Origin of the sequence: Edaphobacter aggregans DSM 19364 (assembly GCF_000745965.1) — a bacterium.
In the GTDB taxonomy this organism is placed as follows: Bacteria; Acidobacteriota; Terriglobia; order Terriglobales; family Acidobacteriaceae; genus Edaphobacter; species Edaphobacter aggregans.
Map to the genome: position 1 here is coordinate 19147 of NZ_JQKI01000019.1, position 25724 is coordinate 44870.

Sequence of the window (25724 nt, forward strand, 5' to 3'; positions counted from 1 at the left end):
TCAGGAGCCGTTACAACTTCAGCTTCAGGTGATCTTTTGTTCGTCGTTGCCACGAGCGCGAAGGAATGCATCCAAGACGGATAGAACGTTTGGGGTGTGAGAGGCGGACGACGCTGTTGGGGATGATTCTGTCGCGGAACGCTTCTGAGCGGCCCGTTCACAAAAAGGCTTCGGTATGAACTTCCTTGCGGTCGCGTGCGACTACGATGGAACGCTTGCCCATGACGGCGTGGTGCGCGACAGCACGATTGCTGCGCTCGAAAAGGTGCGCGGCTCGGGTAGGAAGCTGCTGCTGGTGACGGGGCGGCAGCTGGAGGAGTTGCTCGGGATCTTTCCGCGGCCTGCGTTGTTCGAGCAGATTGTGGCGGAGAATGGCGCGGTGCTGTATTGTCCGCGGACGCGTGAGTCGCGACTGCTGACGGAGCCAGTTCCGCAGGGTCTGCCCGAGACGCTGCGTGCGCGCGGTGTGGACAACATCGGTTTGGGGAGATCGGTGGTGGCGACGTGGCGCCCGCATGAGTGCGTTGTGCTGGAGGCGCTGCGCGACATGGGACTGGACCGGCAGATCATCTTCAACAAGAACGCCGTGATGGTGCTGCCTACGGGAGTCAACAAGGCGAGCGGCCTGGCGGTTGCGCTGGGGGAGATGAAGCTCTCTCACCATAATGTGGTTGCGGTGGGAGATGCAGAGAATGACCTGCCCATGCTGATGGAGTGCGAGTGCGGGGTGGCGGTGGCGAACGCGCTAGAGTCAGTGAAGCGAAAGGCCGACATCGTTACCAGAGGAGACCACGGCGCGGGGGTCGAGGAGTTGATTGCTGAACTGTTGAAGGATGATCTTGCGGGCAAGCTTGCTCCTCTGAGGCGTCGTGGCCTGCTGCTTGGGACGACGAGAGCCGAGCCGAAACGCACGGTGCTGTTGCCGAGCCTGGGGGAGTCGGTGATAGTGGCGGGGACGTCAGGCAGCGGGAAATCGACTGCGATTACGGGAGTTCTGGAGCGGATGGTAGAGGCGGGATATCAGTTCTGCCTCTTCGATCCGGAGGGGGATTACGAGGGGTTTGAGCCTGCGGTGAATCTGGGCAACCCGCACTATGTGCCGCGAGCGGAGGAGGTGCTGGCGTTGCTGGAGCGGATGCATAGCGCTGTTGTGAACCTGCTGGGGGTAGCGATCGACGACAGGCCGGCGTATGTCTCGGAGGTGCTGCGCAAGCTCGAGGACCTGCGTGTGGCGAAGGGGCGTCCGCATTGGCTGGTGCTGGATGAGACGCACCATCTCTTTCCTGCTGAGGTTGCGGCGGAGAGCTCGCTTCTGCCTGCTCCGCCGAAGACGTCTCTGATGATTACGGTGCATCCGCAGCATGTGAGGAAGGAGACGCTGGCGACGGTTGATGTCGTGATGGCCGTGGGCAAGGAGCCGCATGAGACGATACGGGAGTTCTGTCGGGCGCTGGGAATCGACGCACCGAAGATGGAGGCGGTGAAGCTGGAGCGGTGGGAGTTTCTCGTGTGGTTTCGCAACGGAGCCGAGGGCCCATTCGTGGTGCAGGTGGCGCCGGGCAAGACGGAGCACAAGCGCCACATACGGAAGTACGCAGACGGCGACTTGGGCGTGGGGAGCTTCGTCTTTCGCGGGCCGGAGGGCAAGCTGAACCTGGTGGCCAACAACCTGCATACCTTCATCCGCATGGCAGAGGGAGTGGATGAGGGGACGTGGAACCATCATTTGCGGGCTGGGCATGTTTCGGAGTGGTTCCGATGGATTGTGAAGAACAAGGAGCTTGCCGACGAGGTTCGTGATGTGGAGAGCGAGGACCGTCCGGCGGAGGAGACGAAGAGGCGTGTGATTGAGGCGATCCAGTCGAGATACACGCTCTCGGAGTAGCACTGAATCTGCTGATTAGAATGAAGCAAGGAGACAGCGTGCACAGACTAGGGATTCTTCTCTCCGGTAGAGGTTCGAACTTTCTGGCGATTCATCGCGCGATCGTCGATGGATGGTTGCGCGACGTGGAGATTGCGGTGGTGATCTCGAACAAGCCGGAGGCCGAGGGGTTTGCGGCGGCCAGGGAGCTGGGGCTGACGGGGCTGGCGATTCCGCAGGAGGGCAAGGGGCCGGAGGCGCGCGAGGCGCATGACACGAAGATGATCGCGGCGCTCAAGGACTACGAGGTGGACCTGGTGTGCCTTGCGGGGTACATGCGGATCGTTACGCCGGCGTTCGTGGAGGCGTTTCCGAATCGAATTCTGAATGTGCATCCGTCGCTGCTGCCGGCGTTTCCGGGGCTGGATGCGCAGCGCCAGGCGCTCGAGTACGGGATGCAGGTGACGGGCTGCACGGTGCACTTCGTGGATGAGGCGGTGGACCACGGGGTGATCATCCTGCAGAAGACGGTGCAGGTGCTGGAGGAGGACACGGCGGAGTCGCTGGCGGCGCGGATCTTGAAGCAGGAGCACATTGCGTATCCGGAGGCGATTGCGCGGGTGTTGAGCGGGGAGTATGGAGTGGTGGGGCGGCGGTATCTGCGGGTTTAGGATGTCCGGAAGCAGCGCTGGCGACGCGAACGAAATGCAGGTCCTTCGACTCCGCTGCGCTCCGTTCAGGATGACAACTCTAACGCATTTATCACGCATGCAAAGAGAACCGGTTCGGCTAGGTGGTCTGGCCGGCGCCTTGTTGTTGGCGTGCGTCGCCGAGGGTGACCTTGACGTCCATGCGTTTGCGTCCGCGGAAGATGGTGACGGTGACGGTGTCTCCGGCGCGGTGGGAGTTCATGGCGGCGGCGAGGTCCTGCGGGCTGGTGATCTCCTCGCCGTCCATGGCGACGATGAGGTCTCCGCCGAGCATGACGGGCATGTTGCCCTGGTAGGCGCGCTGGGTTCCGCCGCGGAGACCGGCCTTTTCGGCGGCTCCGCCGGGGAGGACGCGATCGATGAGGACGCCGTAGTCGGCGGGGAGGCCGATCTGCTCGGCGACGTCAGGACCGATGGGCAGGGTGACGATGTCGAGTGTGGGTCGGCGGATATAACCGTACTTGGCGTAGTCGTCGAGGATGGCGCGTGCGGTGTTGATGGGGATGGCGAAGCCGATGCCGGAGCTCTGGTCGGCGCCGTTGGAGGCGATCATGGTGGTGATGCCGATGACCTCGCCGCGGGAGTTGAGGAGCGGTCCGCCGGAGTTGCCGGGGTTGACGGCGGCGTCGGTCTGAATGGCATCCTCGATGGGGGTGCCGTTGGGGCCGCGGATGGAGCGGATGGCGGAGATGATGCCTCGCGTCATGGTGCCATTGAGGCCGAAGGGGTTGCCGATGGCGTAGACGCGCTGGCCGACGACGAGGCTGCGCGAGTCGGAGAGCGTGACGGGAGTGAGGTTGGGGGCTTCGATTTTGATGAGGGCGAGGTCGTGGTTCTTGTCGAGGGCGAGGACGCGGGCCTTGTACTTGTGCTTGTCGGAGAGCATGACCTCAAGCCGCTGCGCGTTGCCGATGACGTGGTTGTTGGTGAGGATGAGGCCCTCTTTGGTGAGGACGAATCCGGAGCCCTGGCCCTGCTGGGGGACGGGGCCATAGAAGAAGTCGAAGGCCACCTCGGTGGAGGTGATGTTGACGACGGAGGGAAGGGCCTTCTTGTAGGCGGCGATGTTCTGCTGCTCTTCGGTGTCGAAGGCGGGCGCGGCGGAGGCGTTGGTGAGCTGGAAGCTGCCTGCAGGGCCGGCGACGGTGGAGGTGGTGGTGGCGTCGCCGTTGGCGGGGGCATGGAGCCAGGGGAAGAGCTTTCCCGTGGACGCGGAGTGCGTCGTCAGGTAGTAGAAGCCGGAGAGCAGAAGCAGAACAAGGAGAACGGGGCGCAGTTTCATAGTGTGTACCCGGGAGTTCCTTCCATCGCGGCCGTTGGCGCGGCCGGCCCTGTGTTTATTGTAATTGGGCGTTAGCCGGGCGATGGTCCGCTTTTTGCAACAAGTTGTACGGGTTGCTGTTACGAGTCAGGAGAGGTCGGAGTTGCGCGAGGCGAACTGGAGGATCGGCCAGAGCTCGTCGATCTGCTCTTCCAGTTCCTCGATCGATCCGTTGTTGTCGAGCACGAAGTCGCTCAGTTGCATCTTCTCCTCGTCGGGGATCTGCTGGGCGAGGCGGAGGCGGGCTTCGGTGGCGAGCTCAGCACGGCGCTCGGAGGTGAGGGAGGAGCCGTTGGTGGCGCGTTCGACGTAGCGTGCGATCTTGACCTCGTCGGAGGCGGTGACGAGGATGATGCAGTCGAAGCGGGAGCGCCAGGGCTTGGGCGGCGGCGCGCCGGGCTGCTGCGATGGCGTTGAGCCGGTCTCTGTTTCGGTGTCCTTTGTTTCGCCGTGTTTTGTTTCAAAGATCAGGGCGGATTCGACGATAGCGACGGCGGCGAAGTCCTTCCGGAAGAGCTCGTCGGCGAGCGCGGCCTGGCGCTCGATGACGGCGGGGTGCACGATGGCGTTGAGCTCTTCGACGCGGCCCTTGTTGAAGGCGATGCGGGCTAGCGCGGAGCGATCGAGCTGGCCGTCAGGAAGCACGACACTGGGGCCGAAGTGCTGGACGATGTCGTTGTAGACCGGTTCGCCGGGCTGCATCATCTCGCGGGCGAGCTCGTCGGCGGAGAGGACGTAGGCGCCATGCTCGGCGAAGAGGCGCGCGGCGGTGGATTTGCCACTGCCGAGGCCGCCTGTGAGGCCGACGCGGAGCATGGTTATCGGCTCTCCGTGCCGATGCCGCGGCGAAGCTTCGCGGCTTTGACGGTGTTGTGCATCAGCATGGCGATGGTGAGGGCGCCGACGCCTCCGGGGACGGGCGTGTAGGCTGCCGAGAGGTCGAAGGCCGCAGGATCGATGTCGCCGACAATGATGGAGCCGCGCTTGGCGAGGGTGGCGGCGCGCTCGGCGTCGCCGGGGAAGAAGCGCTGAACGTCGGCGGGATCGGTGAGGCGGTTGATGCCAACGTCGATGAGCGTGGCGCCGGGCTTGACCATGTTGGCGCTGACGTAGCCGGGGCGACCGATGGCGGCGACGAGGATGTCGGCCTGGCGCGTGACGGAGGGAAGATCGCGCGTCTTGCTGTGGCAGACGGTGACGGTGGCGGACTCGTTGAGCAGCATCAGCGCGGCGGGCTTGCCGACGATGTCGGAGCGGCCGACGACGACGGCGTTCTGGCCGGCGACAGGAAGGCCGCTGCGCTTGAGGATCTCGATGATGCCGGCGGGGGTGCAGGGCTGGAGGCCGGGCTGACCGCTCTGCAGGCGGCCGGCATTGACAGGGTGGAAGCCGTCGACGTCCTTGTCGGGTGAGACGGCCTCGAGCAGGCGCTTGGTGTCGACGTGTTTGGGGAGCGGTAGCTGGATGAGGATGCCGTCGATGTCGTCGCGCGCGTTGAGCTTGGCGACGGTGGCGAGCATCTCGTCCGTGGTGACGGACTCGGGCGGAGTGATCATCTCGCTGAAGATGCCGAGCTCGCCGCAGGTCTTGACCTTGCTGCGAACGTAGATCTGCGAGGCGGGAACCTCGCCGACGAGGATGACGGCGAGGCCGGGGCGGATACCGCGTGCGGTGAGGTCGGCGACCTCGCGGGCGACCTCGGCCTTGATCTCGGAGGCGATGACGACTCCGTCGAGTACGTGGGGAAGAGTTTTCATGCTGGAACCATGGTATCGCGGGTGCCAGGAGCGGCGCTGCTGCGGCGTTGTGCCTCCAAATGTAATGACGCTGTCAAAGTTAGACAGAATTTTGACGATCCTGCGAAGGAACCTTTCACAATACCTTCTGCGTACCAACAGCAGGCGGCGCGATGTATCCTGCGATGCGGTGAGTGCGTCTAATAAGTAATTGAGTCGCGCGGCAGGTCTGGGTGCTGAGAGGGGCGCGGAGAGGAGAGGCGATGGAGACAGTAAGGCCAACCGGAGTCGAGAAGTTCTCAGAGGCGGAGCTTGCGAGCCTGCGTGAGGAGCTGCTGCACTCGAGCCTGGACTCATGGCAAGCCGCTGACGTCATCAGCCACTACCTGACGGTGCGCGGCTATGGAGTCTCGAACAAGGCGGCACGCACGACGGCGTCGCGGCTTGAGGTGGAGGGATACTCCGTCGAGCGCATGCAGGAGGAGTTCGAGAAGCTGGCGCAGGTGATGTAGTTCCTGCTGAAGTTTGCTCAGCGCAGGAAGTGATTGCGCTTCGCGGTGCATAATCAGAGACATGCCGTCGCTCTGGACTCCTACGACCTGGCCGCAGCGCCTCCAGGAACTTCTTGCTTCTCTCGGTGAACTGAAGGAGGCTCCGCTGCGCCGCGATGTGCGGTCGCTTGGGATGCTGCTGGGCGATGTGCTGAAGGAGCAGTCGGGCGAGGAGTTGTACAGCGCGGTGGAGGGGCTTCGCCGCACGGCGATTGCGCGTCGCGAGGCGGACGCCGCGGGCGATACGGCGACTGCGGCGGCGCATCTCGAGCAGTCGTTGGGCAGCGTGCATCAACAAGCTGATGACCTGACGCGTGCCTATCAGCTGGCGCGGGCGTTCAGCTTTTACTTTGAGCTGATCAACCTGGCGGAGACGAATCATCGCAAGCGGCGGCGGCGCTCGAGCCAGTTGAACGACGCTCCACCGCAGCGCGGCGATCTGCGGGGAACGCTGCGGCGCATGCGCGAGGCGGGCTTCGACGCGAAGCAGGTTGCGGAGCTGCTGGCGGAGATCGTGATAACGCCGGTGTTCACGGCGCACCCGACGGAGGTGGCGCGGCGTTCGGTGATGTTCAAGCGGCGGCGCATCTCGGACCTGTTGGAGAAGCTGGATCGCATTGCGGTTCCGGAAGTGGAGCTGGAATCGCTGGAGCATGAGGTGACCGGCGAGATTACGGCGCTGTGGCAGACCGACGACGTGCGCAGCGCGCGGCCTACGGTGCGCGACGAGATTCGCATGGCGCTCGATTACTACGAGGCGTCGCTTTTCGACACGCTGCCGGTGCTGTATGCGGAGGTGGCGGCAGCGCTCGAGGCGGAGTATCCGGGCGGCCATGCCGCGATGGCGGAGCTGCCGCAGTTGGTGCGCTTCGGGTCGTGGATCGGAGGCGATCGCGACGGCAATCCGTTTGTGACCGCGGAGACGACGCGCGATGCGCTGGCGATGGCGCAGGGGCTGCTGGTGGGCCACTATCGCCGGCGGCTGCAGTATGTGTTTGAGCAGCTGGGCAGCTCGACCCAGCAGGTTCCGGTGTCGCAGGAGCTCAAGGCGTTGCTGGATCGGTATCTCGCGCAGCTGCGGACGGCGGGGCAGACGGCGCTTGAGGAGCGCTTTCACTTCGAGTATCTGCGGCTGCTGATTGCGTGCATCATGATGCGGCTGGGCGCGACACCGCAGAGCTCGGTGCCGCTGCCTCCGAATCCTGCGCTGGCTCCGTATACGCGCGCTGCGGATCTGATTGCTGATCTGACGATGCTGCGGGGCAGCCTGATGGAGAACCGTGGCGAACGGCTGGCGGAGATGCTGATCGATCCGCTGCTGATCGAGGTGCGGACGTATGGGCTTCATCTGCAGACGCTGGATATTCGGCAGCATGCGCGGGTTCATGCGGCGGCTGTTGGGGAGATTGCCGGATGCGCGGAGCAGAGCGCGGACTCCGGATCGCTGCGGCTGCCTGCGGCGCTCTCGGCGCAGACTGCCGAGGTGCTGGATACGTTCCGGGCGATCGCAGAGCTGAAGAGGAAGTTTCCGGCGGAGGCGATTCAGCAGTACGTCATCAGCGGAGCGACGAGCGCGGAGGATGTGCTGAACGTGCTGTGGCTGGCGCGGCTGGGCGGCGTGTGCGTGGAGGCCAATGGCGATGACCCGGGACTGCAGCCGGTGCCGCTGTTCGAGTCGATCGAGGACTTGCAGAACGCTCCGGGCATCATGCGCAGGCTGTGGTCGAGCGAGGCGTATCAGCCGCTGCTGACGTCGTGGGGACATCGGCAGGAGATCATGCTGGGCTACTCAGACTCGAATAAAGACGGCGGCATGATTACGAGCACGTGGGAGATATGGACGGCGCATCGCGAGCTGCATCGCGTGGCGCGGGAGTGCGGCGTGACCCTGCGGCTCTTCCACGGCCGCGGCGGCACGGTGGGGCGCGGCGGCGGGCCGACGCATCGCGCTATCTTCGCGCAGCCGGTGGATAGCTTCTCGGGTGAGCTGCGGCTGACGGAGCAGGGCGAGGTGCTGAACTGGAAGTACTCGGACGTGGTGCTGGCGGAGCGGAATCTGGAGCTGATGATCGCGGCGTCGCTCGATGCGCTGGCGCGTCCCGATGCAGTGCTGCAGAAGGGGTGCGGTGGAACAGAGACGGGCGCGCCGCACCTGACGGGCGAGATCACGCCTGCATGGGAGGCCGCGATGGAGCGGCTCTCGGCGACGTCGTATGAGTTCTATCGGCGGCACATTATCGACGACCCGGAGACGTTTACGTACTTCGAGCAGGCGACTCCGGTGGCGGAGCTGGAGCATGCGCGCATCGGCTCGCGTCCGGCGAAGAGGACGGGCAAGAAGTCGATGGCGGACCTGCGGGCGATCCCGTGGGTCTTCGGATGGATGCAGTCGCGGCAGCTTGTGCCGGCGTGGTTCGGCGTGGGCCATGCCATCGAGGAGTTCGTGAAGGACAATCCAGACGGGCTGAAGCAGTTGCAGACGATGGCGAAGGAGTTTCCGCTCTTCGTCGACATCATTCGCAATGTGGAGATGGCGCTGGCGAAGTCGGACTTCGGAATCGCGAAGTTGTACGCGTCGCTGGTCGAGGACGAAGGGTTGCGCGAGCGTGTGTACTCGACGCTGAAGTATGAGTTCGATCTGACACAGAGGATGCTGCTTGCGGTGACGGGTCAGCAGAGGCTTTTGCAGACGAATCCGGTGCTGGAGCGCTCGATCCGGCTGCGCAATCCTTATGTCGATCCGATGAGCCTGATCCAGGTGGAGCTGATACGGCGTAAGCGTGCTGCGGGGAAGGGCGAGCCGGAGTCGGCGGAGCTGAGCCGGGCGATCTCGGCGACGATCAACGGCATCAGTGCGGGGCTGCGGAATACGGGCTGATCTTCCTGAACTTTGTTCTCGATTTCTGGAAACGTACGTTAGTCTCATCACCATGCGCGCACGTTCTGTTGCAGTCTTGTTTTCCTTATTTCTTTGCCTTAGGTCAGCGACCTCACAGACCACGGAAGCAGAGTTGAAGAACAGGCTGGTGGGTAAGCCGCTCTATCTTCGTGGCTTCTGGCGAGAGGATTCGCTGCATTTCGACTCCTACGGTCAGTTGATCGGGAAGTCTGGGCTTCTTTCGTTTACGCTCTGCGGCGCTGAAGTTGATAAAGTGCGTTTGGAACGCGATGGCCTTATTCTCGAAGGCAAGCGCGTCGGCGTGGAGTTCAAGGGCAAGGTTGCGAAGCGCGTTGTGCTGCAGGTTGGTGATCGACCGCCCTTCAGCGACGAGATGATGCACATAAAGATCGATCCGCCGGCGGATGGTGATTTCAGCCGTGCTGTCGACACGATTTTTGCGGACGATCTTCCCGACCTCGCTCCGGTGCTTCCGCAATATTGGCAGCGATTTGCTCGAGAGAATCTCTCATCAAATTCTCCCGCCTCTGCAACGCCCGTTTCATCATCGTCGGGAACGCAACCGCTCAGGAAAATTGGTGGCGGTATCAAGCCACCCACAATCGCGAAATCCAAGGAGCCGCAGTTCAGCCAGGCAGCGAGGAACCTGCGGTATTCGGGCAAAGTCCTGGTCAACCTTTGGGTAGGTGAAGACGGTAAACCGAGTCACCTTGCCGTGATCAGGCCAGCTGGATTGGGTTTGGACGAACAAGCGCTCTACGCGGTGCAGCAATATGTTTTCAATCCCGCCAAAGAGAACGACAAACCGGTGCTCGTTGAACTCAATATCGAAGTCGCCTTTGATGTCTACTGAAGTGCGTCACCGCGCTGCGCGGGAAGTGGATGGCGTCGCAGGTACCACTCGCCGGCGAGGTAGGTGGTGCCGAAGCCGATCCAGAAGGCGATGCCGAAGAACTGGTGCGGCTCGAGGTGGGTGAGGCGGGCGGTGGCGAAGAAGACTCCCATGACAGGGCGTGTGGTTGCGATGCCGAGGAGCACGGCGATGGCTCGGAGCATCCACTCGCGGTAGTGTGGGTTGTGTTTGAGGAAGAGCTGGAAGGCTCTTGCGAAGGAAAACAGAAACAGGCTGTCGAAGACCAGGATGGCGGAGAGTTCGGTTGCCCCGCCGACGGGGTTCGCTACGAGCGGGATGGCGGTGATGCCGACGACGAAGCCGAGGGCGAAGAGCGCCCAGGTGAGGCGGCGGTGAGCTGGCGGGTTGCTGCGCATTCGGGCGGAGAACCAGACGGGCAGCAGGAGGACGAGGGCCAGCGCCGGGATGATGTGGGCGAGGGTGAGGCCTTTGCGGGCGGCGAAGGTGGCGTCCAGATCGGCGAGCTGGCCGGCGCGCGCGGAGGCGCTGACCATCAGGAGAGCGACGATGCGGCGCAGTGCGGCGGCTGCCGCGATGAAGCAGAGGATGTAGAGGACGGGGCGGGTCCAGCTGGGGTGTTCGGTGTTGGTTGCCATCGCGAATCTCCCTGGGAGCCTCCGGTTCGAGCTTCGCTCGAAGGAACCCATGTCTCAGACGCGAGACATGGGGCACCCGATTCGTGGCCGCCCCATTGAGGCGGCCGTCAGAAGCCCTGGTCGGGGCGGAAGGCGGTCGCCTTGTTCTTGACGAAGGTTACGGCGATGGGCTTGCCTAAGTTCGCGTAGACGACGAGGCGGTTGCCGTAGTCGTTGGAGAGGCTTTTGGAGACCTGACCGAGGGCCATCTGGGTCTGGCGCTCGCTCATGCCGAGGATGACCTGGTGGTCGTCGATGGCCTTCCATATCTCGGGACCCCAGTGCTTGTAGAGGTCGTGCGGGTCGTCGTAGAAGAAGATTTCGTCCAGATAGAACGTGTACTGGCCGTCGTCCTGGTGGTAGCCGACGGGGACGCCGTAGAGCTTGTCGGGCGTCTGGGAGCCGGGGAGGGTGAAGAGCATGAGGACCTGGCGGTCGCCGGCGGGGACGCGGTGGGCGGCGGCGGCGGGGGCGACCTGCTCGGTGAAGCCTTTGACTTCGAGCTTCTGGGCTCCGAGGAGGGTTCCGGAGGTTTTGGAGTAGTCGACGTGCCTGGCTTGAGCGGGGTAGTAGTCCATCTGGCCGCCAGCGGAGACCCAGAGGGGCTGGCCGACGAGCTCCTTGGTGTCAGCCATCTTGTCCTGGCGCTTCTTTTTGAGGAAGACGAGGTCGTCGTCGGAGATCTTCTCGCGGACGGGCTGGGCGATGGGGGCCTCGGGGGCGTGGCGCTCGCGGTAGATCATTCCGACTCGAACACCGATGACAGTGAGGAACACGAGGGTACCGCCGAGGGCTGCCTTTTTACTGTTTTCCATGTCACTCCGTTGGGCTGGATTGTGGTCGCATCGACCCTAAATGATAGAGAGCAGTGGATTCAACCGGTATCTGCCCCTCCCCTGCTTTTTGCGCAAAGTATTCAAAATAGGTTATTTAGGTTGGTACTTGGCAGGAGAGTCTTGCAGGGGGAGAGGATGTCTTGCAAAGTATTGAAGTAAATAGGTTTGCTCGGAGATTTCTCGATTTCCCATCTATTTCTATTGTATCGAATGGAGGGTAATTAATCGGCAAATGTAAGTTATTGATCTGGTTTGGTTTGGTGGGTCTCGGGGCTTGACAAGGGTTTTTGTGGGGAGATCGCGATTTTTAGGTGGGCTTATGGTGTGACGGGTTTGAAGTTGAGGGTAGCGAGGTTCATCTGGCCTCCGGTGACGACGTGGATGGTGAGTAAGGAGCGGCCGGCCGGGAGTTGGAGTTTCACCAGGTTGGGGGCGAGGTTCCAATGGTGCCACTGGCGCCAGGCTACGGGGTCGGCCGCGTTGTAGGTGGTGGGGATCTTTAGCTCGCCGGACGCGGGGTGGCCGTTGACGTCGATGGAGATGGAGCCGCCGCGGTTGGAGGTGTAGAGGAGGTCGGCGGTGTAGGTTCCGGCGTGGTGGACGTCGACCGAGATGTTGAACCACTCGCCGGGTTCGGTCCAGCCTACGTAGAGTTGATTGGCGGGTGGGAGGACGATGGTCCAGGGGTTGTCGTCGGTGCGGTCGGGGGAGTTGTTGAACTTGGTGTAGGAGATGTCGACGGCCTCGTGCATGCGGAACTCGTGGAGGTAGGAGCCGTCGGCGGGGTTGAGCTCGCCGGAGCCGTGATTGACGGGGTCGGTGTCGTGGTAGGCGACGCCTTCTCCGCCTTTGTCGTAGAAGGCGCACTCGACCACGCCGGGGATGGTTTGGGGGACACGTTGCTTGTCGTCCAGGTAGGGCGCGCCCTTGTAGGTCTTTGGAATGTTGGATTGGGGAACGCTCGACTGGGCGAAGACGGTGGCGCAGAGGGATGCAGCGACAAGGACTGCAGGGATGATTTTTTGCACGTTGAGGGCCTCGTGTTGAACGGTAGAAGGTCCGCGGGCCGCTTAGTTTGAGGCGGCGGGCGAGCTGGATTGTTTTGCAGGGACGGTGGCGGTGATGCCGGTCATATCGCCGCGCAGGATGAGGGGCATGTCGACGTTGCCGTAAGTTTCGAGGACTCGTTCCTTTTCGCGGGCAGGGAAGCCTGGGGGTGGGGGCATCATGCCGGGCTGAGGCGCGTCGGGCTCCCAGGTTACGTCGCGGGCGTTGGTGACGCGGAGGGTGTAGTCGCCTTCGGGGACGAACTCGAAGTGGAAGAGGCCGTCTTCGCGGTCGATGTTGGAGTGGGCGAGGGATTTTTTGTCAGGGCCGTAGATGAGCTCTAAGTTGGCGGCGTTGACGAAGTGTCCGCTGGGGCCGGCGGCGACACGACCGGTGAGGTTGCGCAGCTTGCTGATGGGGAGGGTCATGTTCTGGCCTGTCCGCTCGTCGTCGCCGCGGAGGGTGAAGCTGGTGGCCTGGTCGATGTGGGGCGTACCGTCGCCGTAGAAGGAGAGGAAGAACTTTATGTTTCGCATGACCATTTCATTCTTGTGACCGGCGGCGTCGCCTGTTACGGCGGTTCTCTCGTTCTCAAGGCTGAGATCGGCGCGCAGAAGGTAGACGTCCGGCAGCAGGGAGGCGATGCGGAAGTAGCCACGATCGTTGGTGGTGGAGCCGGTGCGGCGTGGTCCGGCGCCGGGACCGCTGAGAGGCACCCATTTGCCGCTCTCGTCCTTGTGGAGGAGGGTGACGTTGACGTTGCTGGCCGGGGTCTCGTCGTCGTAGGAGATGGTTCCGCTGACGGCGGCTCCGCGCTGGAGTTGGACGTCGGCGTGGGCGGTGGAGTCCTGTTCGACGTTGACCTTGGGAAGGGCCTGCTCGATGAGGTTGCGGATCTGGTCGGTGGGCTCGTCGAGCTGCTTCTTTGTGAATATGGTGACGGGGTTGATATAGCCGTCCTTGCGAACGATGACGTAGTAGGTGCCGGGCGCGACGTGGGTGAGGGTGTAGCCGCCGTCGAGGGTGGTGTCGACGGCGGTGGTGATGGAGGTGGTGGGGGCTGCAGGCTTGGAGGGCCCCGCGTTGAGGCCGGCTTTGTCGAGTTTGGTTTTGGCGGGGTCGGTGACGGGCATGAGGGAGACGCTGGCGAAGCGGGCGGGACGGCCGGTGTCGCCGCAGAAGACGCGGCCGGTGACGATGCCGTTGGGCTCGGGTGCAGGAGTAGTGGGGACGGTCTGCTCAGGGCAGGCGCCGGCGAGGACGAGCATCCAGAGTGCGAGTGTGGCGCGCAAGTCTTGTTCCTTGTCGGAGGAGCTTCAGAGAAATTGGACGCTAGAGGTTGAGGTCCGTCAATCGATTTGTTTCCGCGAGCATCGTGGTCGCTTCGTCCTTCGGACTTCGCTCCGGCCTTCGGCAGAGCGGAAGCGCCTTTCGGCGCGGCGTTTGATGCCCGGGCTGAAGCCCGCGCCTACCTTAGAGGCAAAGGCAAAGGCAAAGTCAAAGCAAGAGCAAAAGCAAAGCAAGAGCAAAAGCAAAGCAAGAGCAAAAGCAAAGCAAGAGCAAAGCAAGAGCAAAAGCGATGGGAGGAATCAGTCGATGGGTTCGGCGGTGGCTAGCTCGCGTTCGGCATTTTGGAGGGATTCGGTGGTGAGGGCGTCGGCGCGGCGGAGCTGGGGGAAGAGGGTAGCGGCGGCGGTGGTGACGGCGAGGGAGCCGATGCCTCCGATGACGACGGCTCGGACGGCTCCCCACCAATGGGCGGTGAGGCCGGATTCGAACTCGCCGAACTCGTTGGAGGCTCCGACGAAGAGCCAGTTGACGGCGGAGACGCGGCCGCGCATCTCGGGCGGGGTGGCGAGCTGGAGGATGGAGGAGCGGACGACGACGGAGACCATGTCGCTGGCTCCGGTGACGAGGAGGGCGGCCAGCGAGAGGTAGAGGTTGCGGGAGAGGCCAAAGACGATGGTTGCGGCTCCGAAAATGGCGACGCAGGTGAGCATGGTGGCTCCGGCGCGCCGCTTGATGGGGCGGGTGACGAGGAGGAGCGAGATGATGAGGGCTCCGACGGAGGGCATGGCGCGGAGGAGGCCGAGGCCGCGGGGGCCGGCGTGGAGGATGTCGGTGGCGAAGATGGGGAGCAGGGCGGTGGCTCCGCCGAGCATGACGGCGAAGAGGTCGAGGGAGATGGAGCCGAGGAGGATGCGGGTGCGGAAGACGTACTCCAGGCCGGCGAGGACGGTGCGGGCGGAGAAGGCGGTGGCTTTGCGCTCGACGGGTGCGGGACGGATCATGCTGACGAGGAGGATGAAGCAGGAGAGCATCGCGAGGGTGAGGAGATAGACGATGGGTGCTCCCTGCCAGGGGGCGAGGATGCCGGTGAGGGGGAGGGTGAAGAGGAGGCCTCCGATGGCGGGGCCGGACATGTTGGCGATCTGGTAGATGGTGGCTCCCCAGGTGACGGCGTTGACGAAGTGGTCTTTGGGGACGAGGGAGGGGAGGAGGGCGCTGGCGGCGGGTCCTGAGAAGGCTCGGCCGAGGCCGATGCCGACGAGCACGGCGTAGATGGGCCAGACTCGGCCGTTGGCGAAGGTCCAGGGGGTGAGGGAAAGCCAGAGGAGGGCGGCGGTGCAGACGGCCTGGAGGGTGTAGCAGGCGAGGATGATGCGGCGGCGGTCGTAGCGGTCGGCGGCGTGGCCGGCGGCGAGCATGCAGAGGAGGCCGGGGAGGAAGAGGGCGAGGCCGGTGAGTCCTAGCTTGAGGGCGGAGTGGGTGATCTGGTAGACCTGCCAGGCTACGGCGACCGACTGGGCTTCGGCTCCGACGATGACCATGAGGCGGGCGGACTGGTAGAGGCGGAAGTTGCGGGAACGGAAGGCGTCGCCCGCTCGGGAGGGGGTTCGACTGGCGGGGTCAGCCATGTAGTTATGGTTGCATACTTTGGGGGGCTTACGGGGCTTCACGAAGGGAAGGCTACCCCAGGGGCTGAAGCCCCTGTTCGTATTGGAGGGCTGAGAGGGCCAAGCCTGAAGGCTTGGCGTCCCTAGAGGCAAAGGCGGATCGCGCTTTTGCGCGATTGGCCCACATCTCAGAATCGAGATGTGGGCCAATCGAGTTCTTGCTACTTTTTCTTGAGGAGGGCGAGGACCTCTTCGGCGTGGCCTTCGGGTTTCACTTCCTCGAAGGTGTGGATGAGGCGCTGGTCGGGACCGATGAGGTAGGTGGTGCGCTTGACGCCTTTGACGAGCTTGCCGTACATGTTCTTGGGCTTGATGAGGTCGTAGCGGTTGATGAGGGTCATCTCGTCGTCGGCGAGTAGGTCGTAGGGGAGGTCGAACTTGTCTCTGAATTTTTTCTGCGCGGCTACGGTGTCGCGGGAGATGCCGAGGACGACGATGCCTTCTTTTTTGAATTTGGTGAAGGCGTCGCGGAAGCCGCAGGACTCAATGGTGCAGCCGGGGGTGTCGGCGCGGGGGTAGAAGAAGAGGACTACGGGCGAGCCCTTGAAGTCGGAGAGGGAGATGTCTTTGTTGTCCTGGTTTTTCAGGGTGAAGTCTTCTACGATGTCGCCGGTTTGCATGGGGGTGTGTCCTCCTGCGAACGTTGCAAGTGTGGTCCGTTCGTCGCCATTGTCTAAAATACCAGCATTCGAAAGCTGTACTTTTGTGCGAGTGGGTGGAGAGACCGTTGCGTCTGCTATCTTTGCTGGCCGTTTTCCTCGTGCTGGAGAGCTCCGGGTGGGCGCAGGCTCCGGGAGCGGTGACCGGGCATCTGTACTGCGAGGACACGCATACGCCATGCCGGTTCGTTTCCGTGACGATCCAGGCTGTGCCTTCGAAGACCGCCGGCAAGCCGCCGGCGCGCGACAAGAGCCAGAGCTACTCCGCGATGACGGATATGGAGGGAGCCTACCAGATCAACGACGTCGCGCCGGGAGAGTACTACATTCTCGCGCATGTGGCAGGCTACATCACGCCGTATGACATCGTGGTGAACGAGTCGAAGGAGACGCCGGCGGCGGATTCGCCGATGCTGGAGTACGCGCTCAACAAGGTGACGGTGGATGAGGGGCAAACGGTGGTGTCGAACCTGACGATGAGCCGGGGCGCGGCGATCGAAGGCGTGGTTCGGTATGAGGATGGTGCGCCGGCGATCAACGTCACGGTGCATCTGCTGCGAAGGATTTCAGAAGGAAGGTGGAAGGAGTACCTGAACAGCTCAGGCAACGGGCCGCTGGCACCGCTGGGATTGGGTGACCGATTTACCGATGATAGAGGCAGATTTTATTTTCCTGGTCTGCCTCCCGGGGTTTACACGGTGGAGGCCAGTTTGCGGGAGTACGCACTTCTGCCGAGAGGTATTACAGGAAAGCAGTCGCTTGATGTGAGGGTTACGAAGGGCGATGCGCTGAAGGTCTATTTCGGCAATAAGTGCTGGGAGCGCGAGGCGGTGCCGATGGAGCTGCGTGACGGTGAGGTTCGCTCCGGGGCGGATATCGAGATCCCGTCGAGCAAGCTGCATGCGCTTCGGGGAACGGTGACGGCACGGACGGATGGCAGTTTGATCCGGCATGGGAGAGTGAGACTCCTGGATCCGAACGACAAGGTGGTCCTACGGGAGACGGAGACTGGGGAGGACGGGATGTTTGTCTTCCACTACGTCGTGGGAGGTAGTTATCTGATCGAGATCACGGCTACGGCACAGAAGGGAGCGACGACATACGAGCCGATGACCTCGCCGCTGATGGTGGAGCGGGATGAGAGTGGGCTTACGTATGCCGTGTCAGCATCTCGTGAACACTGACACGAGATGCTATTGAGCACTGGCTCCGATCGTCGCGAAAGTTCTTGGACTAGGTCGCCGGGGTTCATGTGGTTTCCTTGCGGTGTTTGAACTGCAGTTTATCGCTGACACCAAGTTCACGAAAAATCGGACTTTTCCGGACTCGAATCATCGATGATTTTGCCTCGCTATGGATGAGGCGAAGGGCAGTTCAGCATGAAGCCAATCTTAGCTTGCTCGTGACGGACATCCGAGGATGGAGGAAACTGCCACTTAGAAATTGCCTCGGTGACGGAATTCCTAAACATTTCGGGTCCGCTGTTGTAAGAGACTTTCTCCACTTTTCCAGTAGGCGAGAGGTCAAATGAAACGTTGACCTCTCCCTCAACGTGAGCTGCTCTGGCGATCGGAGGGTATTGCGGCACCTCTGCGGAGACTGGAGGAACAGGTGTCGCACTGAGTAGATGAACTGGTGGCAAGCGGGAAGCCTCCTGAGATTCGCGATAGAGTTCAGACAGCTTTTTGTTGGAATCGAAAAGGCCGTCGTACTCGCCGTTCTTGAGTGCTGTAAGCATTGCTGCGTCTAAGGCGATGGACGATTCTGGCTTAGGAGCGCCGAGTGAAAATGCTGGTTTGTCCATAACGCCTGGACTCAATTTGTCGTCAAGCTGACTGAGCACCGCCATAGTCCATGAGGTGTTGGGAGGTGTATTTGGCGAGCGATCAAACAGATCTTTATCAAGGATGGCCATACGAATCCGTCGCTCGGCACCCTTGCAGCTCACGTTCAGTGTAACGTTCACTCCACTGAAGACTAAGCAGTGCTTGCAACGTTTTCGTTCTTGTCGGAGAGCCTTCTCCGGAATCCCGCATGGATTTTTCCCAAGCAGAAGTTCTTTTAGCGATTTATGTATGGTTGTCGCTTCAGTTTCAACAGACGGCGGCTGAACGCATGCATTCCCCGCAGGAGTAACAATCATCCGTTTGACTTCGGTGTCAGCTCCCTGGTCTTCGAGCGACAAAACCTCGTAGAAATCGAATGGCGGCCCAAAATCGAAGAAAGTGAGCCGTGCAAATAGGAGCTGTTTGGGGAAATCGGCTTGATTTCCCTGAGCCATACCTAGGCCAGAAGTCAGAAAAACGATAAAGACAAAAGCAACTACCTTTTGCATCATCGTCGAGGTATATGCAAGGAACAAGCCCTGCTATCTAAACCCGAAAGCAACGCCTCAGTTAAGTAATGCAAGAGTTTTTTCGAGCGACGCTGAGTCCTCGACGTTGAGGGTGGGGATGGTGGAGTCTTTGCCGAGGATCTGGCGGTTGAGGCCGGAGAGGACTTTGCCGGGGCCTACTTCGATGAAGTGGGTGGGGCTTTGGGCGGCGAGTAGCTGGATGCACTCGACCCAGCGGACGGAGCCAGTGACCTGGCGGATGAGGCAGTCGCGGGCGTCTTCGGAGCGGGTGACGAGGCGGGCGTCTACGTTGGCGGCGATGGGGCGGGCGGGGTTGGTGAAGGCGAGGACGGCGAGGTCCTTGGCGAGGGCGTCCTGCGCGGGCTGCATGAGGGCGCAGTGGAAGGGGGCGCTCACGGGGAGCATGACGGTGCGTTTTGCTCCGGCCTGTTTGCAGAGGTCGGCGGCGAGGTGGACGGCGCCCTCGGAGCCGGAGATGACGGTCTGGTCGGGGGAGTTGAGGTTGGCGGGGGAGACGACGGCGCATTTGGGGTCGAAGAACTTGGCGTCGGAGGTGGTGGGGAGCGGGGTGAGCAGGTCGCAGGCCTGGCCGCAGATCTCGGCGATGAGATTGGCGGGGAGGCCGAGGATGGCGGCCATGGCTCCCTTACCGGCGGGGACGGCCTGCTGCATGTAGCGGCCGCGGTCGCGGACGGTGCGGACGGCATCGGCGAAGTTGAGGGTTCCGGCGGCGACGTAGGCGGAGTACTCGCCGAGGGAGTGGCCGGCGGCGAAGGCGGGGAAGATGCCTTTTTCAGCGAGCACGCGGGAGGCGGCGACGGAGACGGTGAGGATGGCGGGCTGGGTGTGCTCGGTCAGCTTGAGCTGGTCCTCGGGACCCTCGAAGATGAGTTTGGAGAGGGGGAAGCCGAGGGCGGCGTCGGCCTCGAAGAAGATGAGGCGGGCGACGGGGTGGTTGTCGTAGAGGTCGCGGCCCATGCCTACGGTCTGCGAGCCCTGGCCGGGGAAGAGGAAGACTGGTTTCATGTCGCTGACTATCGTAAATGAAATGGGAGAGCGGGCCGGGCGGTGGGGGCTCAGGGCTAGGGGCTAGGGGCGCTGTCCTCGCGCCGACCAGAGGATGGGCGAGGGCATCATGAAGGCGGGATCATCGAGAGCTGCGAGGTCCTGCTCGAACTGCTGCGCGGTGATGTAGCCGAAGTGAATCATGTCTTCGCCGAGCTGCTGGTAGTTTGCGCGGAGGATTGCGACGCCGGGAGATCCGGCGGACCAGACGGATGTCATGCCCTCTGCGGCGACGTGGACGAGGCCGAGCGCACGCAGATGGGCGAAGAGGCGGCGGCCGAAGCGGTGATCGACGCCGCGCTGCTCCATGACGCGAAGCATGCCGTCGAAGGTGCTGGAGCGAACCTCTCCGGGAAACGAGGCTGGGTCGGGAGCGAGGGAGATGTCGATCTCTTCGTCGATGAGCCAGCCGCCGGGACGGAGAGCGGTGGCCATGCGGGCGAGCGCGGCGGCGCGGTCGGGGATGTGGGTGAGGACGAGACGGGCGTGCACGAGATCGAAGGCGGCCTCGGGCAGGGGGTCGGTGACGATGTTGTGGCGCAGCACCTGAGTGTTCGGGAGATCGAGGGATTCAAGGAAGCGGGGGTCGATATCAGTGATGAGGAGACGGCCGGAGGGGGCGATGCGGGCGGCGAGCCAGGATGCGACGGAGCCGCCGCCTGCGCCTACTTCAAGACAGTGCCAGCCGGGCGCGACGCCGACGTCTTCGAGGTGACGGATGGTTGCCGGGTCGAAGGCTTCGGCGAGGGCCTGGAAGCGTGAGGATGCCTCTTTGGCGGCGTTGTCGAGAGCGTAGGACAAGTCTGCGAGGGGTTGGTTGCTACGTTCCGGAGAGTGTTCCATACGTCCCTCCCGATCATGAAGACTCATGGCCTGTAAGGACAAACCACAGATCCTTCGACTGCGTTGACGCTACGCGTCAAACTCCGCTCAGGATGACACATCTTGGTAACACGCAGATTGTTGTCAGACCGTAGAGCTGAGGCCAGGGGGTGGCGTGTTTGTACATCCGGTGACTTGGGCTTGCGCTGCACCTCGCTCTGATTGACGCTGTTGTTTTGACGGGCCTATGATGCCAGTCCTCGGCCACAGGGACCCGTTTTTTTAGAGTGAGGTGCGGATATGAGACGACTATTCGTCCGTGTGGTGCTGTCGGCAGTTCTGGCCGGCTTCACGGCTTCGGCGCTGGCCCAGGAGACGCCGAAGCCTGCTCTGGAACTGAAGAAACTTGACTCCTTCGTTGGGAGCTGGAAGGTGGAGGGAGAGATGAAACCGGGTCCGATGGGACCGGGAGGCAAGATCTCGGGAAGCGACACGTGGGGATGGATGGCGGGCAACTTCTTCCTGGTGAACCACTCGAAGTTTGAGGCTGCAGGGATGGGCGCGGGGTCGGCTACGGCCTTCATGGGCTACGACACGGACAAGAAGGTGTACACGTATGACGAGTTCAACAGCATGGGTGAGACCGTCCACTCGACGGGCACGGTTGAGGGTGATACATGGACATGGCTTGGCGACACGAAGATGGGCCCGCAGAGGATGAAGGGACGTTTCACGGTGGTGATCCAGTCGCCGACGTCGCATAGCTTCAAGTTCGAGGTGTCGCAGGATGGAAGCACGTGGAGCACGGTGATGGAGGGGAAGGCGACGAAGGTAAAGTGAGGAAAGGGCTTAGTTCTGTGGCGTGTTTTGCATATGGATTGGCGTGTTTTGACTATCAGGCAGCTCCACCGGAGGTCTAGAGTAGAGCCCATGCCGAACGCGAAAGCTTACTCCGCTGCCAGTCCTACATCGCCGCTTGCTTCTTCTACGATCGCGCGGCGCGATCCAACCCCCGAGGATGTGCAGATCGAGATTCTGTACTGCGGCATCTGTCATTCGGACCTGCATCAGGTGCGGAACGAGTGGAAGGAGGTGTTTGCGACGGTGTATCCCTGCGTGCCGGGTCACGAGATTGTGGGCCGGGTAACGAAGGTGGGCTCGAAGGTGACGAAGTTCAAGGTGGGCGACCTTGCGGCTGTGGGCTGCCTGGTGGACTCCGACGGCACCTGTCCGGATTGCAAGGAGGGCCTGGAGCAGTTCTGCCCGAACTTCACGCTGACGTACAACGCTCCGGACAAGCATCTGGGTGGCGTGACGTATGGGGGCTACTCGGAGAGCATTGTCGTTCGCGAGAAGTTTGTGCTGAAGGTTCCGGGCAACCTGAACCTGGCGGGCGTGGCTCCGCTGCTCTGCGCGGGGATTACGACGTACTCGCCGCTCAGGCACTGGGGAGTGGGGCCGGGCAAGAAGGTGGGGATCGTCGGACTGGGCGGATTGGGGCACATGGGCGTGAAGCTTGCCCATGCGATGGGAGCGCACGTGGTGGTGTTTACGACTTCGCCGAACAAGAAGGACGATGCGCTGCGGCTGTGTGCGAATGAGGTCGTGATTTCGAAGAACGCGGATGAGATGAAGAAGCATATCGGAAGCTTCGACTTCATCCTGGATGCGGTTTCGGCGGACCACGACATCAATGCGTATCTGCAGCTGCTGAAGCGCGATGGCAACCTGACGCTGGTGGGGGCTCCGGAGAAGCCGGTGCAGGTGGCGGCGTTCAACCTGCTGTTCGGGCGCAAGAGCCTTTCGGGCTCGCCGATCGGCGGGCTGAAGGAGACGCAGGAGATGCTGGACTTCTGTGGTGAGAAGGGGATCACGTCGGACATCGAGCTGATTCCGATCCAGAAGGTGAACGAGGCGTATGAGCGGCTGCTGAAGAGCGACGTGAAGTACCGGTTCGTGATCGACATGGCCAGCCTGAAGGCCGAGGCGTAAGAAAGGTCGAGACCTCGGCGGCAGGAGCCGCATCTGGATAGATGGGACTTGCGGCACGGCTTCGGGCCGTGCCGCAAGAGTTTTGTATGGGGATGTCACGAGCGATGAGTAAGCACTTCCGGGTTCCGAATCGGATTATTGCGAAGCTGAAGGAGTCCGGGGTTCGCGTGCCGGAGGTGCTGCGGCGTGCCGGTCTGCCGGCAGGGCTGTTCGACCAGACGAAGGTGCTGGTGACGACCGAGGAGCTGTTTGCGCTGTGGCGGGGGATCGGCGAGGTGAGCCGGGATCCGGCGATCGGCCTGTTGTTGGGCACGGAGAGCAGGCCGGAGAAGTACGATCCGGTGGGGCTGGCGGCGCTCTCGGCGGAGAGCTTCGGCGAGGCGGTGCGGCAGGTGGGACGGTATAAGGAGACGACGTGTCCGGAGGAGATTCTGACGGAGACGAGCGACGGGGAGTGGAGCATACAGTTCCGATGGCTGCTGGCGGAGGAGCCGGAGCCGGAGATTCTGGTGGATTTCTGCTTTGCGTGGGTGCTTTCGCTGGCGCGGCATGGCACGGGGGAGCGGATCTCGCCGGTGCGGGTGGAGGTGGTGCAGCGGCGGGCAAACGCGAAGGTGCTGGAGAGGCACTTTGGCTGCGAGGTGGTGATGGGGGCGAGCCGGAATGCGCTGGTGTTTCGCGCGGAGGACGTGGAGCGGAGGTTTGTGACGCGCAATGCGGATCTGCTGGCGATGCTGGCTCCGCAGCTGGATGAGGAGCTGAAGCGGCAGAGGGGGCAGGAGAGCTTTCCGGAGCAGGTGCGGGCGGCGATTCAGCGCAGGCTGACGGGGCGAAGGCCGAAGATGCTGGAGGTGGCTCGCGAGCTAAGGATGAGCGCGCGGACGTTGCAGCGGCGGCTGCAGGAGAGCGGGAGGAGCTTTCAGCAGATGCTGGAGGAGGCTCGGCATGAGCTGGCGCGGCACTATCTGGCGTACTCGCCGCTGGAGCTGAACGAGACGGCTTATCTGTTGGGGTATGAAGACTCGAGCTCGTTTGTGAGGGCGTTTCGCGGGTGGGAGGGGGTTCCTCCGGCGCATTGGCGGGAGGCTCGGCGGGAGCGGATGGCTTCGTAAGTCGAGCAGGGTCTTCGTTCTCAATTAAGAGAGGCGTGCCCCAGGGGCTGAAAGCCTCCCTTTTTTTGCCTGCATGAGCGGGCCAAGCCTGAAGGCTTGGCGTACCCCGAGGCGGTTCGAGCTTCGCTCGAATGAACCCACATCTCAAAATCGAGATGTGGGGCACCCGGCCGCGATTTGGCGCGGCCGCAAAATGCGGGTCCTTCGACTCCGCTGCGCTTCGCTCACGATGACAGATTTTGTTCAGCCCCGCTGCGCTTCGCTCGGGATGACAGATTTTTTTGCGGGTCGAGGGGATGCAGATCAGTCGCCGGCGATTGTATGTGAATCTTTGCAGGGGGCTTCGTAGAAGACGATGCGGTCGCGGCCCTGGGCTTTGGCCTGGTAGAGGGCTTCGTCGGCGCGGCGGACGAGGTCTTCGACGTCGGCGATGGTGGGGTTGAGCCATGCGGCACCGAAGCTGGAGGTGAGGCGGACGGTGCGGTCTTCGAGGAGGAAGGGTTTGGTGGAGATGGCTCGGAGGAGCTGCTCGAGACGGTTGTGGGGGTCCTGCTCGGGGAGGCCGGGGAGGACGATGAGGAACTCTTCGCCGCCGTAGCGGCCGAGGAAGTCGTAGGGGCGGATGTTGTCGAGCATGCGGGTGGCGGCTTCGCGGAGGATGGCGTCGCCGGCGAGGTGGCCGTAGGTGTCGTTGATCTGCTTGAAGTGGTCGATGTCGGCGAGGACGAGGGCGAGTGGTTTGCCTTCGCGGTGGGCGCGGTCCATCTCGCGGATGAGGATGTCGAGGATGGCGGGCCGGTTCCAGAGGCCGGTGAGGGCGTCGCGCGTGGCCTGCCGGCGGAGGGCCTCGCGGGCGGCGACGAGCTCGGCCTTTTCGGCCTCGAGTTCGCGGGTTCGCTGGGCAACGAGTTGACGCAGCAGGCGCTGCCGGCGGATGAGGCGGCGCTCGCGCCAGTTCCAGAGGAGGATGGAGCCGAGGAAGGAGAGGATTGCGAGCAGAAGGTAGAAGGGACGGGTGCGCCACCAGGGCGGGCGGATGGTGAAGGTGAAGGAGACAACGGGTGATTGCTTCTGCTGGTCGGGGTCTATGGCCTGGAGCTCGAAGCGGTAGTCGCCGGGGGGAACGGCGGAGTAGTGGAGGGAGCGGGAGGCGGTCTCGCCCCAGGAGGACTCCAGGCCGGTGAGGCGGTAGCGGTAGCGGATGGCGCCCTCGCGGTCGAGGTTGAGCGAGGTGAAGGAGAGGTCGAGCCCGTCGTCGTGCCAGCGCGTGAGGGTGGTGGACGTGAGGGAGAGGGCGCGGTCGCCGAGAGTGGCGGAGGTGATGCGGAGATCGAGGGGGGCGGTGGAGAAGAGCTGCTCGGGGTGGAGGAGGTGGACAGCTGCGCCGTTGACTCCGATCCAGACGGAGCCGTCGCGGTCGGCGAGGAAGGCGCCCTCGTCGGTGTCGTTGGAGAGGATGCCGTCGCGGCGGGTGAGCAGGCGCCAGTGTTTGCCGTCGTAGACGTTGATACCGACGTCGGTTCCAACCCAGAGCCAGCCGCGGGCGTCGAGGCGAACGATCTGCGCGTTGGTGGAGACGAGGTCGGGAGTGGTGACGGAGTCGAGGATGGTGGCGCGGTCGCCTTCGACACGGAGATGAAGCAGGGACTGGAGGCCGCCGCCGATCCAGAGGGTGTCGTCGGAGGCGGCGGCGATGTTGCGCATCTGGCCGCGGATGGCGGCGGGGTCGAGGGCGATCTCGGTGAAGCGATTGGTGGCGTTGGAGAGGCGGTAGAGGTGGTTGTCGGCGAGGAACCAGAGGTCGTGGCTGCGGGGGGATTCGGCGGCGTCGGCGAAGGCGTCGGACGAGATGATGGGGTCGGTGAGCTTTTCGATGGAGGGGGAGTCGGGGGTGCGGATGACGTCGAGGCCCTCGCGGGAGAGGATCCAGATGCGGTGCCGGGAGTCGGTGAAGGAGCGGGCGATGTCGGGGAGTTGGGCTCGGAAGGTGATGCGCTCGACGGCAGGGTCGGTGCGGTGCCGTGGAGGATAGGGGTGGCCTCGAAGGCTCGGGGGGCGGCGATGCGGCGGGTGGCTTCGTCGAGCTGCGAGACCTGGAACTGGTCGGCGATCCAGATGCGGTTGCGGGAGTCGCGGAAGATGGGCCAGACGACGTCGTCGCGGAGGCCCTCGTTGACAGTCCAGTTGGCGACCTGGTCGTAGCCGAGCCAGCGGTAGACGCCGTGGCCGCGGGTGGAGAACCAAGGGGT

Annotated in this window: 22 protein-coding genes; 9 read left to right on the forward strand and 13 right to left on the reverse strand. The window is 63.0% G+C overall.

What is annotated here, in order from left to right; genetic code table 11:
* Positions 1-175: 175 nt before the first annotated feature.
* Both Q363_RS09730 and purN read left to right on the forward strand, forming a co-directional pair.
* Complete coding sequence (locus Q363_RS09730) at positions 176-1885, forward strand: HAD family hydrolase (protein WP_035349620.1); 1710 nt, start codon at positions 176-178, stop codon at positions 1883-1885.
* A gap of 38 nt (positions 1886-1923) precedes the next feature.
* Positions 1924-2535, forward strand: coding sequence for a phosphoribosylglycinamide formyltransferase (gene purN / locus Q363_RS09735; protein WP_035349692.1), 612 nt, complete (start codon positions 1924-1926; stop codon positions 2533-2535).
* Between the two features lie 118 nt (positions 2536-2653).
* Here the strand turns inward: purN and Q363_RS09740 are convergent, their stop codons facing one another.
* The 3 genes from Q363_RS09740 to Q363_RS09750 all read right to left on the reverse strand — a co-directional run bounded on the left by Q363_RS09740 (position 2654) and on the right by Q363_RS09750 (position 5652).
* Positions 2654-3856 (reverse strand): S1C family serine protease, encoded by a 1203-nt coding sequence (locus Q363_RS09740; protein ID WP_035349621.1) that lies wholly within the window; start codon positions 3854-3856, stop codon positions 2654-2656.
* Between the two features lie 126 nt (positions 3857-3982).
* Positions 3983-4711: a dephospho-CoA kinase gene (gene coaE / locus Q363_RS09745; protein ID WP_035349622.1), complete on the reverse strand. Its 729-nt coding sequence runs from the start codon at positions 4709-4711 to the stop codon at positions 3983-3985.
* Between the two features lie 2 nt (positions 4712-4713).
* A complete protein-coding gene (locus Q363_RS09750; RefSeq protein WP_035349623.1) occupies positions 4714-5652 on the reverse strand; it encodes a bifunctional 5,10-methylenetetrahydrofolate dehydrogenase/5,10-methenyltetrahydrofolate cyclohydrolase in 939 nt (312 codons plus the stop codon).
* A 242-nt stretch (positions 5653-5894) separates the two neighbouring features.
* On the opposite strand from Q363_RS09750, the gene Q363_RS09755 reads away from it, so the two are divergent.
* The 3 genes from Q363_RS09755 to Q363_RS09765 all read left to right on the forward strand — a co-directional run bounded on the left by Q363_RS09755 (position 5895) and on the right by Q363_RS09765 (position 9934).
* On the forward strand, positions 5895-6143 hold the full coding sequence (locus tag Q363_RS09755) for a hypothetical protein (protein WP_035349624.1): 249 nt from the start codon (positions 5895-5897) through the stop codon (positions 6141-6143).
* Between the two features lie 61 nt (positions 6144-6204).
* Positions 6205-9060 (forward strand): phosphoenolpyruvate carboxylase, encoded by a 2856-nt coding sequence (gene ppc, locus Q363_RS09760; protein WP_035349625.1) that lies wholly within the window; start codon positions 6205-6207, stop codon positions 9058-9060.
* Positions 9061-9193: 133 nt separating this feature from the next.
* Positions 9194-9934, forward strand: a complete 741-nt coding sequence (locus Q363_RS09765; RefSeq protein ID WP_035349626.1) for an energy transducer TonB — start codon at positions 9194-9196, stop codon at positions 9932-9934.
* Here the strand turns inward: Q363_RS09765 and Q363_RS09770 are convergent.
* From Q363_RS09770 to Q363_RS09795, 6 genes are all read right to left on the reverse strand, one after another.
* Complete coding sequence (locus Q363_RS09770) at positions 9928-10590, reverse strand: DUF2306 domain-containing protein (RefSeq protein ID WP_051978607.1); 663 nt, start codon at positions 10588-10590, stop codon at positions 9928-9930. The two genes, Q363_RS09765 and Q363_RS09770, sit on opposite strands and share 7 nt — an antisense overlap.
* A 107-nt stretch (positions 10591-10697) precedes the next feature.
* Positions 10698-11444, reverse strand: a complete 747-nt coding sequence (locus tag Q363_RS09775; RefSeq protein WP_035349627.1) for a hypothetical protein — start codon at positions 11442-11444, stop codon at positions 10698-10700.
* A gap of 338 nt (positions 11445-11782) precedes the next feature.
* Positions 11783-12493 (reverse strand): carbohydrate-binding protein, encoded by a 711-nt coding sequence (locus tag Q363_RS09780; RefSeq protein ID WP_245632140.1) that lies wholly within the window; start codon positions 12491-12493, stop codon positions 11783-11785.
* Positions 12494-12535: 42 nt separating this feature from the next.
* Positions 12536-13804 (reverse strand): carboxypeptidase-like regulatory domain-containing protein, encoded by a 1269-nt coding sequence (locus tag Q363_RS09785; RefSeq protein WP_035349628.1) that lies wholly within the window; start codon positions 13802-13804, stop codon positions 12536-12538.
* A 297-nt stretch (positions 13805-14101) separates the two neighbouring features.
* Positions 14102-15430 (reverse strand): MFS transporter, encoded by a 1329-nt coding sequence (locus tag Q363_RS09790; protein WP_035349629.1) that lies wholly within the window; start codon positions 15428-15430, stop codon positions 14102-14104.
* 200 nt (positions 15431-15630) lie between these two features.
* On the reverse strand, positions 15631-16089 hold the full coding sequence (locus Q363_RS09795; protein WP_035349630.1) for a peroxiredoxin: 459 nt from the start codon (positions 16087-16089) through the stop codon (positions 15631-15633).
* A 107-nt stretch (positions 16090-16196) separates the two neighbouring features.
* Between Q363_RS09795 and Q363_RS09800 the strand changes: the two genes are divergently transcribed.
* Positions 16197-17312, forward strand: coding sequence for an MSCRAMM family protein (locus Q363_RS09800; protein WP_157466708.1), 1116 nt, complete (start codon positions 16197-16199; stop codon positions 17310-17312).
* A gap of 167 nt (positions 17313-17479) precedes the next feature.
* On the opposite strand, the gene Q363_RS09805 is transcribed toward Q363_RS09800, so the two are convergent.
* From Q363_RS09805 to Q363_RS09815, 3 genes are all read right to left on the reverse strand, one after another.
* Positions 17480-18490 (reverse strand): energy transducer TonB, encoded by a 1011-nt coding sequence (locus tag Q363_RS09805; protein WP_035349632.1) that lies wholly within the window; start codon positions 18488-18490, stop codon positions 17480-17482.
* Positions 18491-18520: 30 nt separating this feature from the next.
* Positions 18521-19510, reverse strand: coding sequence for an ACP S-malonyltransferase (gene fabD / locus Q363_RS09810; RefSeq protein ID WP_035349633.1), 990 nt, complete (start codon positions 19508-19510; stop codon positions 18521-18523).
* A 63-nt stretch (positions 19511-19573) separates the two neighbouring features.
* On the reverse strand, positions 19574-20392 hold the full coding sequence (locus Q363_RS09815) for a class I SAM-dependent methyltransferase (RefSeq protein WP_051978608.1): 819 nt from the start codon (positions 20390-20392) through the stop codon (positions 19574-19576).
* A 279-nt stretch (positions 20393-20671) separates the two neighbouring features.
* On the opposite strand from Q363_RS09815, the gene Q363_RS09820 reads away from it, so the two are divergent.
* From Q363_RS09820 to Q363_RS09830, 3 genes are all read left to right on the forward strand, one after another.
* Positions 20672-21211 (forward strand): DUF1579 family protein, encoded by a 540-nt coding sequence (locus Q363_RS09820; RefSeq protein WP_084080192.1) that lies wholly within the window; start codon positions 20672-20674, stop codon positions 21209-21211.
* A 90-nt stretch (positions 21212-21301) separates the two neighbouring features.
* A complete protein-coding gene (locus tag Q363_RS09825) occupies positions 21302-22363 on the forward strand; it encodes an NAD(P)-dependent alcohol dehydrogenase (protein ID WP_035349635.1) in 1062 nt (353 codons plus the stop codon).
* A 104-nt stretch (positions 22364-22467) separates the two neighbouring features.
* Positions 22468-23475, forward strand: a complete 1008-nt coding sequence (locus Q363_RS09830; RefSeq protein ID WP_035349636.1) for an AraC family transcriptional regulator — start codon at positions 22468-22470, stop codon at positions 23473-23475.
* A gap of 303 nt (positions 23476-23778) precedes the next feature.
* Here the strand turns inward: Q363_RS09830 and Q363_RS09835 are convergent, their stop codons facing one another.
* Entirely contained in the window at positions 23779-25719 is a 1941-nt protein-coding gene (locus Q363_RS09835; RefSeq protein ID WP_157466710.1) for a ligand-binding sensor domain-containing diguanylate cyclase, read from the reverse strand.
* Positions 25720-25724 lie beyond the last annotated feature (5 nt).

Coding starts and splice junctions, on each gene's coding strand:
- Q363_RS09730 (WP_035349620.1), top strand. CDS start 176: ATGAACTTCCTTGCGGTCGCGTGCGACTACGATGGAACGCTTGCCCAT.
- Q363_RS09740 (WP_035349621.1), bottom strand. CDS start 3,856: ATGAAACTGCGCCCCGTTCTCCTTGTTCTGCTTCTGCTCTCCGGCTTC.
- coaE (WP_035349622.1), bottom strand. CDS start 4,711: ATGCTCCGCGTCGGCCTCACAGGCGGCCTCGGCAGTGGCAAATCCACC.
- Q363_RS09750 (WP_035349623.1), bottom strand. CDS start 5,652: ATGAAAACTCTTCCCCACGTACTCGACGGAGTCGTCATCGCCTCCGAG.
- Q363_RS09755 (WP_035349624.1), top strand. CDS start 5,895: ATGGAGACAGTAAGGCCAACCGGAGTCGAGAAGTTCTCAGAGGCGGAG.
- ppc (WP_035349625.1), top strand. CDS start 6,205: ATGCCGTCGCTCTGGACTCCTACGACCTGGCCGCAGCGCCTCCAGGAA.
- Q363_RS09770 (WP_051978607.1), bottom strand. CDS start 10,590: ATGGCAACCAACACCGAACACCCCAGCTGGACCCGCCCCGTCCTCTAC.
- Q363_RS09775 (WP_035349627.1), bottom strand. CDS start 11,444: ATGGAAAACAGTAAAAAGGCAGCCCTCGGCGGTACCCTCGTGTTCCTC.
- Q363_RS09790 (WP_035349629.1), bottom strand. CDS start 15,430: ATGGCTGACCCCGCCAGTCGAACCCCCTCCCGAGCGGGCGACGCCTTC.
- Q363_RS09795 (WP_035349630.1), bottom strand. CDS start 16,089: ATGCAAACCGGCGACATCGTAGAAGACTTCACCCTGAAAAACCAGGAC.
- fabD (WP_035349633.1), bottom strand. CDS start 19,510: ATGAAACCAGTCTTCCTCTTCCCCGGCCAGGGCTCGCAGACCGTAGGC.
- Q363_RS09815 (WP_051978608.1), bottom strand. CDS start 20,392: ATGGAACACTCTCCGGAACGTAGCAACCAACCCCTCGCAGACTTGTCC.
- Q363_RS09820 (WP_084080192.1), top strand. CDS start 20,672: ATGAGACGACTATTCGTCCGTGTGGTGCTGTCGGCAGTTCTGGCCGGC.
- Q363_RS09825 (WP_035349635.1), top strand. CDS start 21,302: ATGCCGAACGCGAAAGCTTACTCCGCTGCCAGTCCTACATCGCCGCTT.
- Q363_RS09830 (WP_035349636.1), top strand. CDS start 22,468: ATGAGTAAGCACTTCCGGGTTCCGAATCGGATTATTGCGAAGCTGAAG.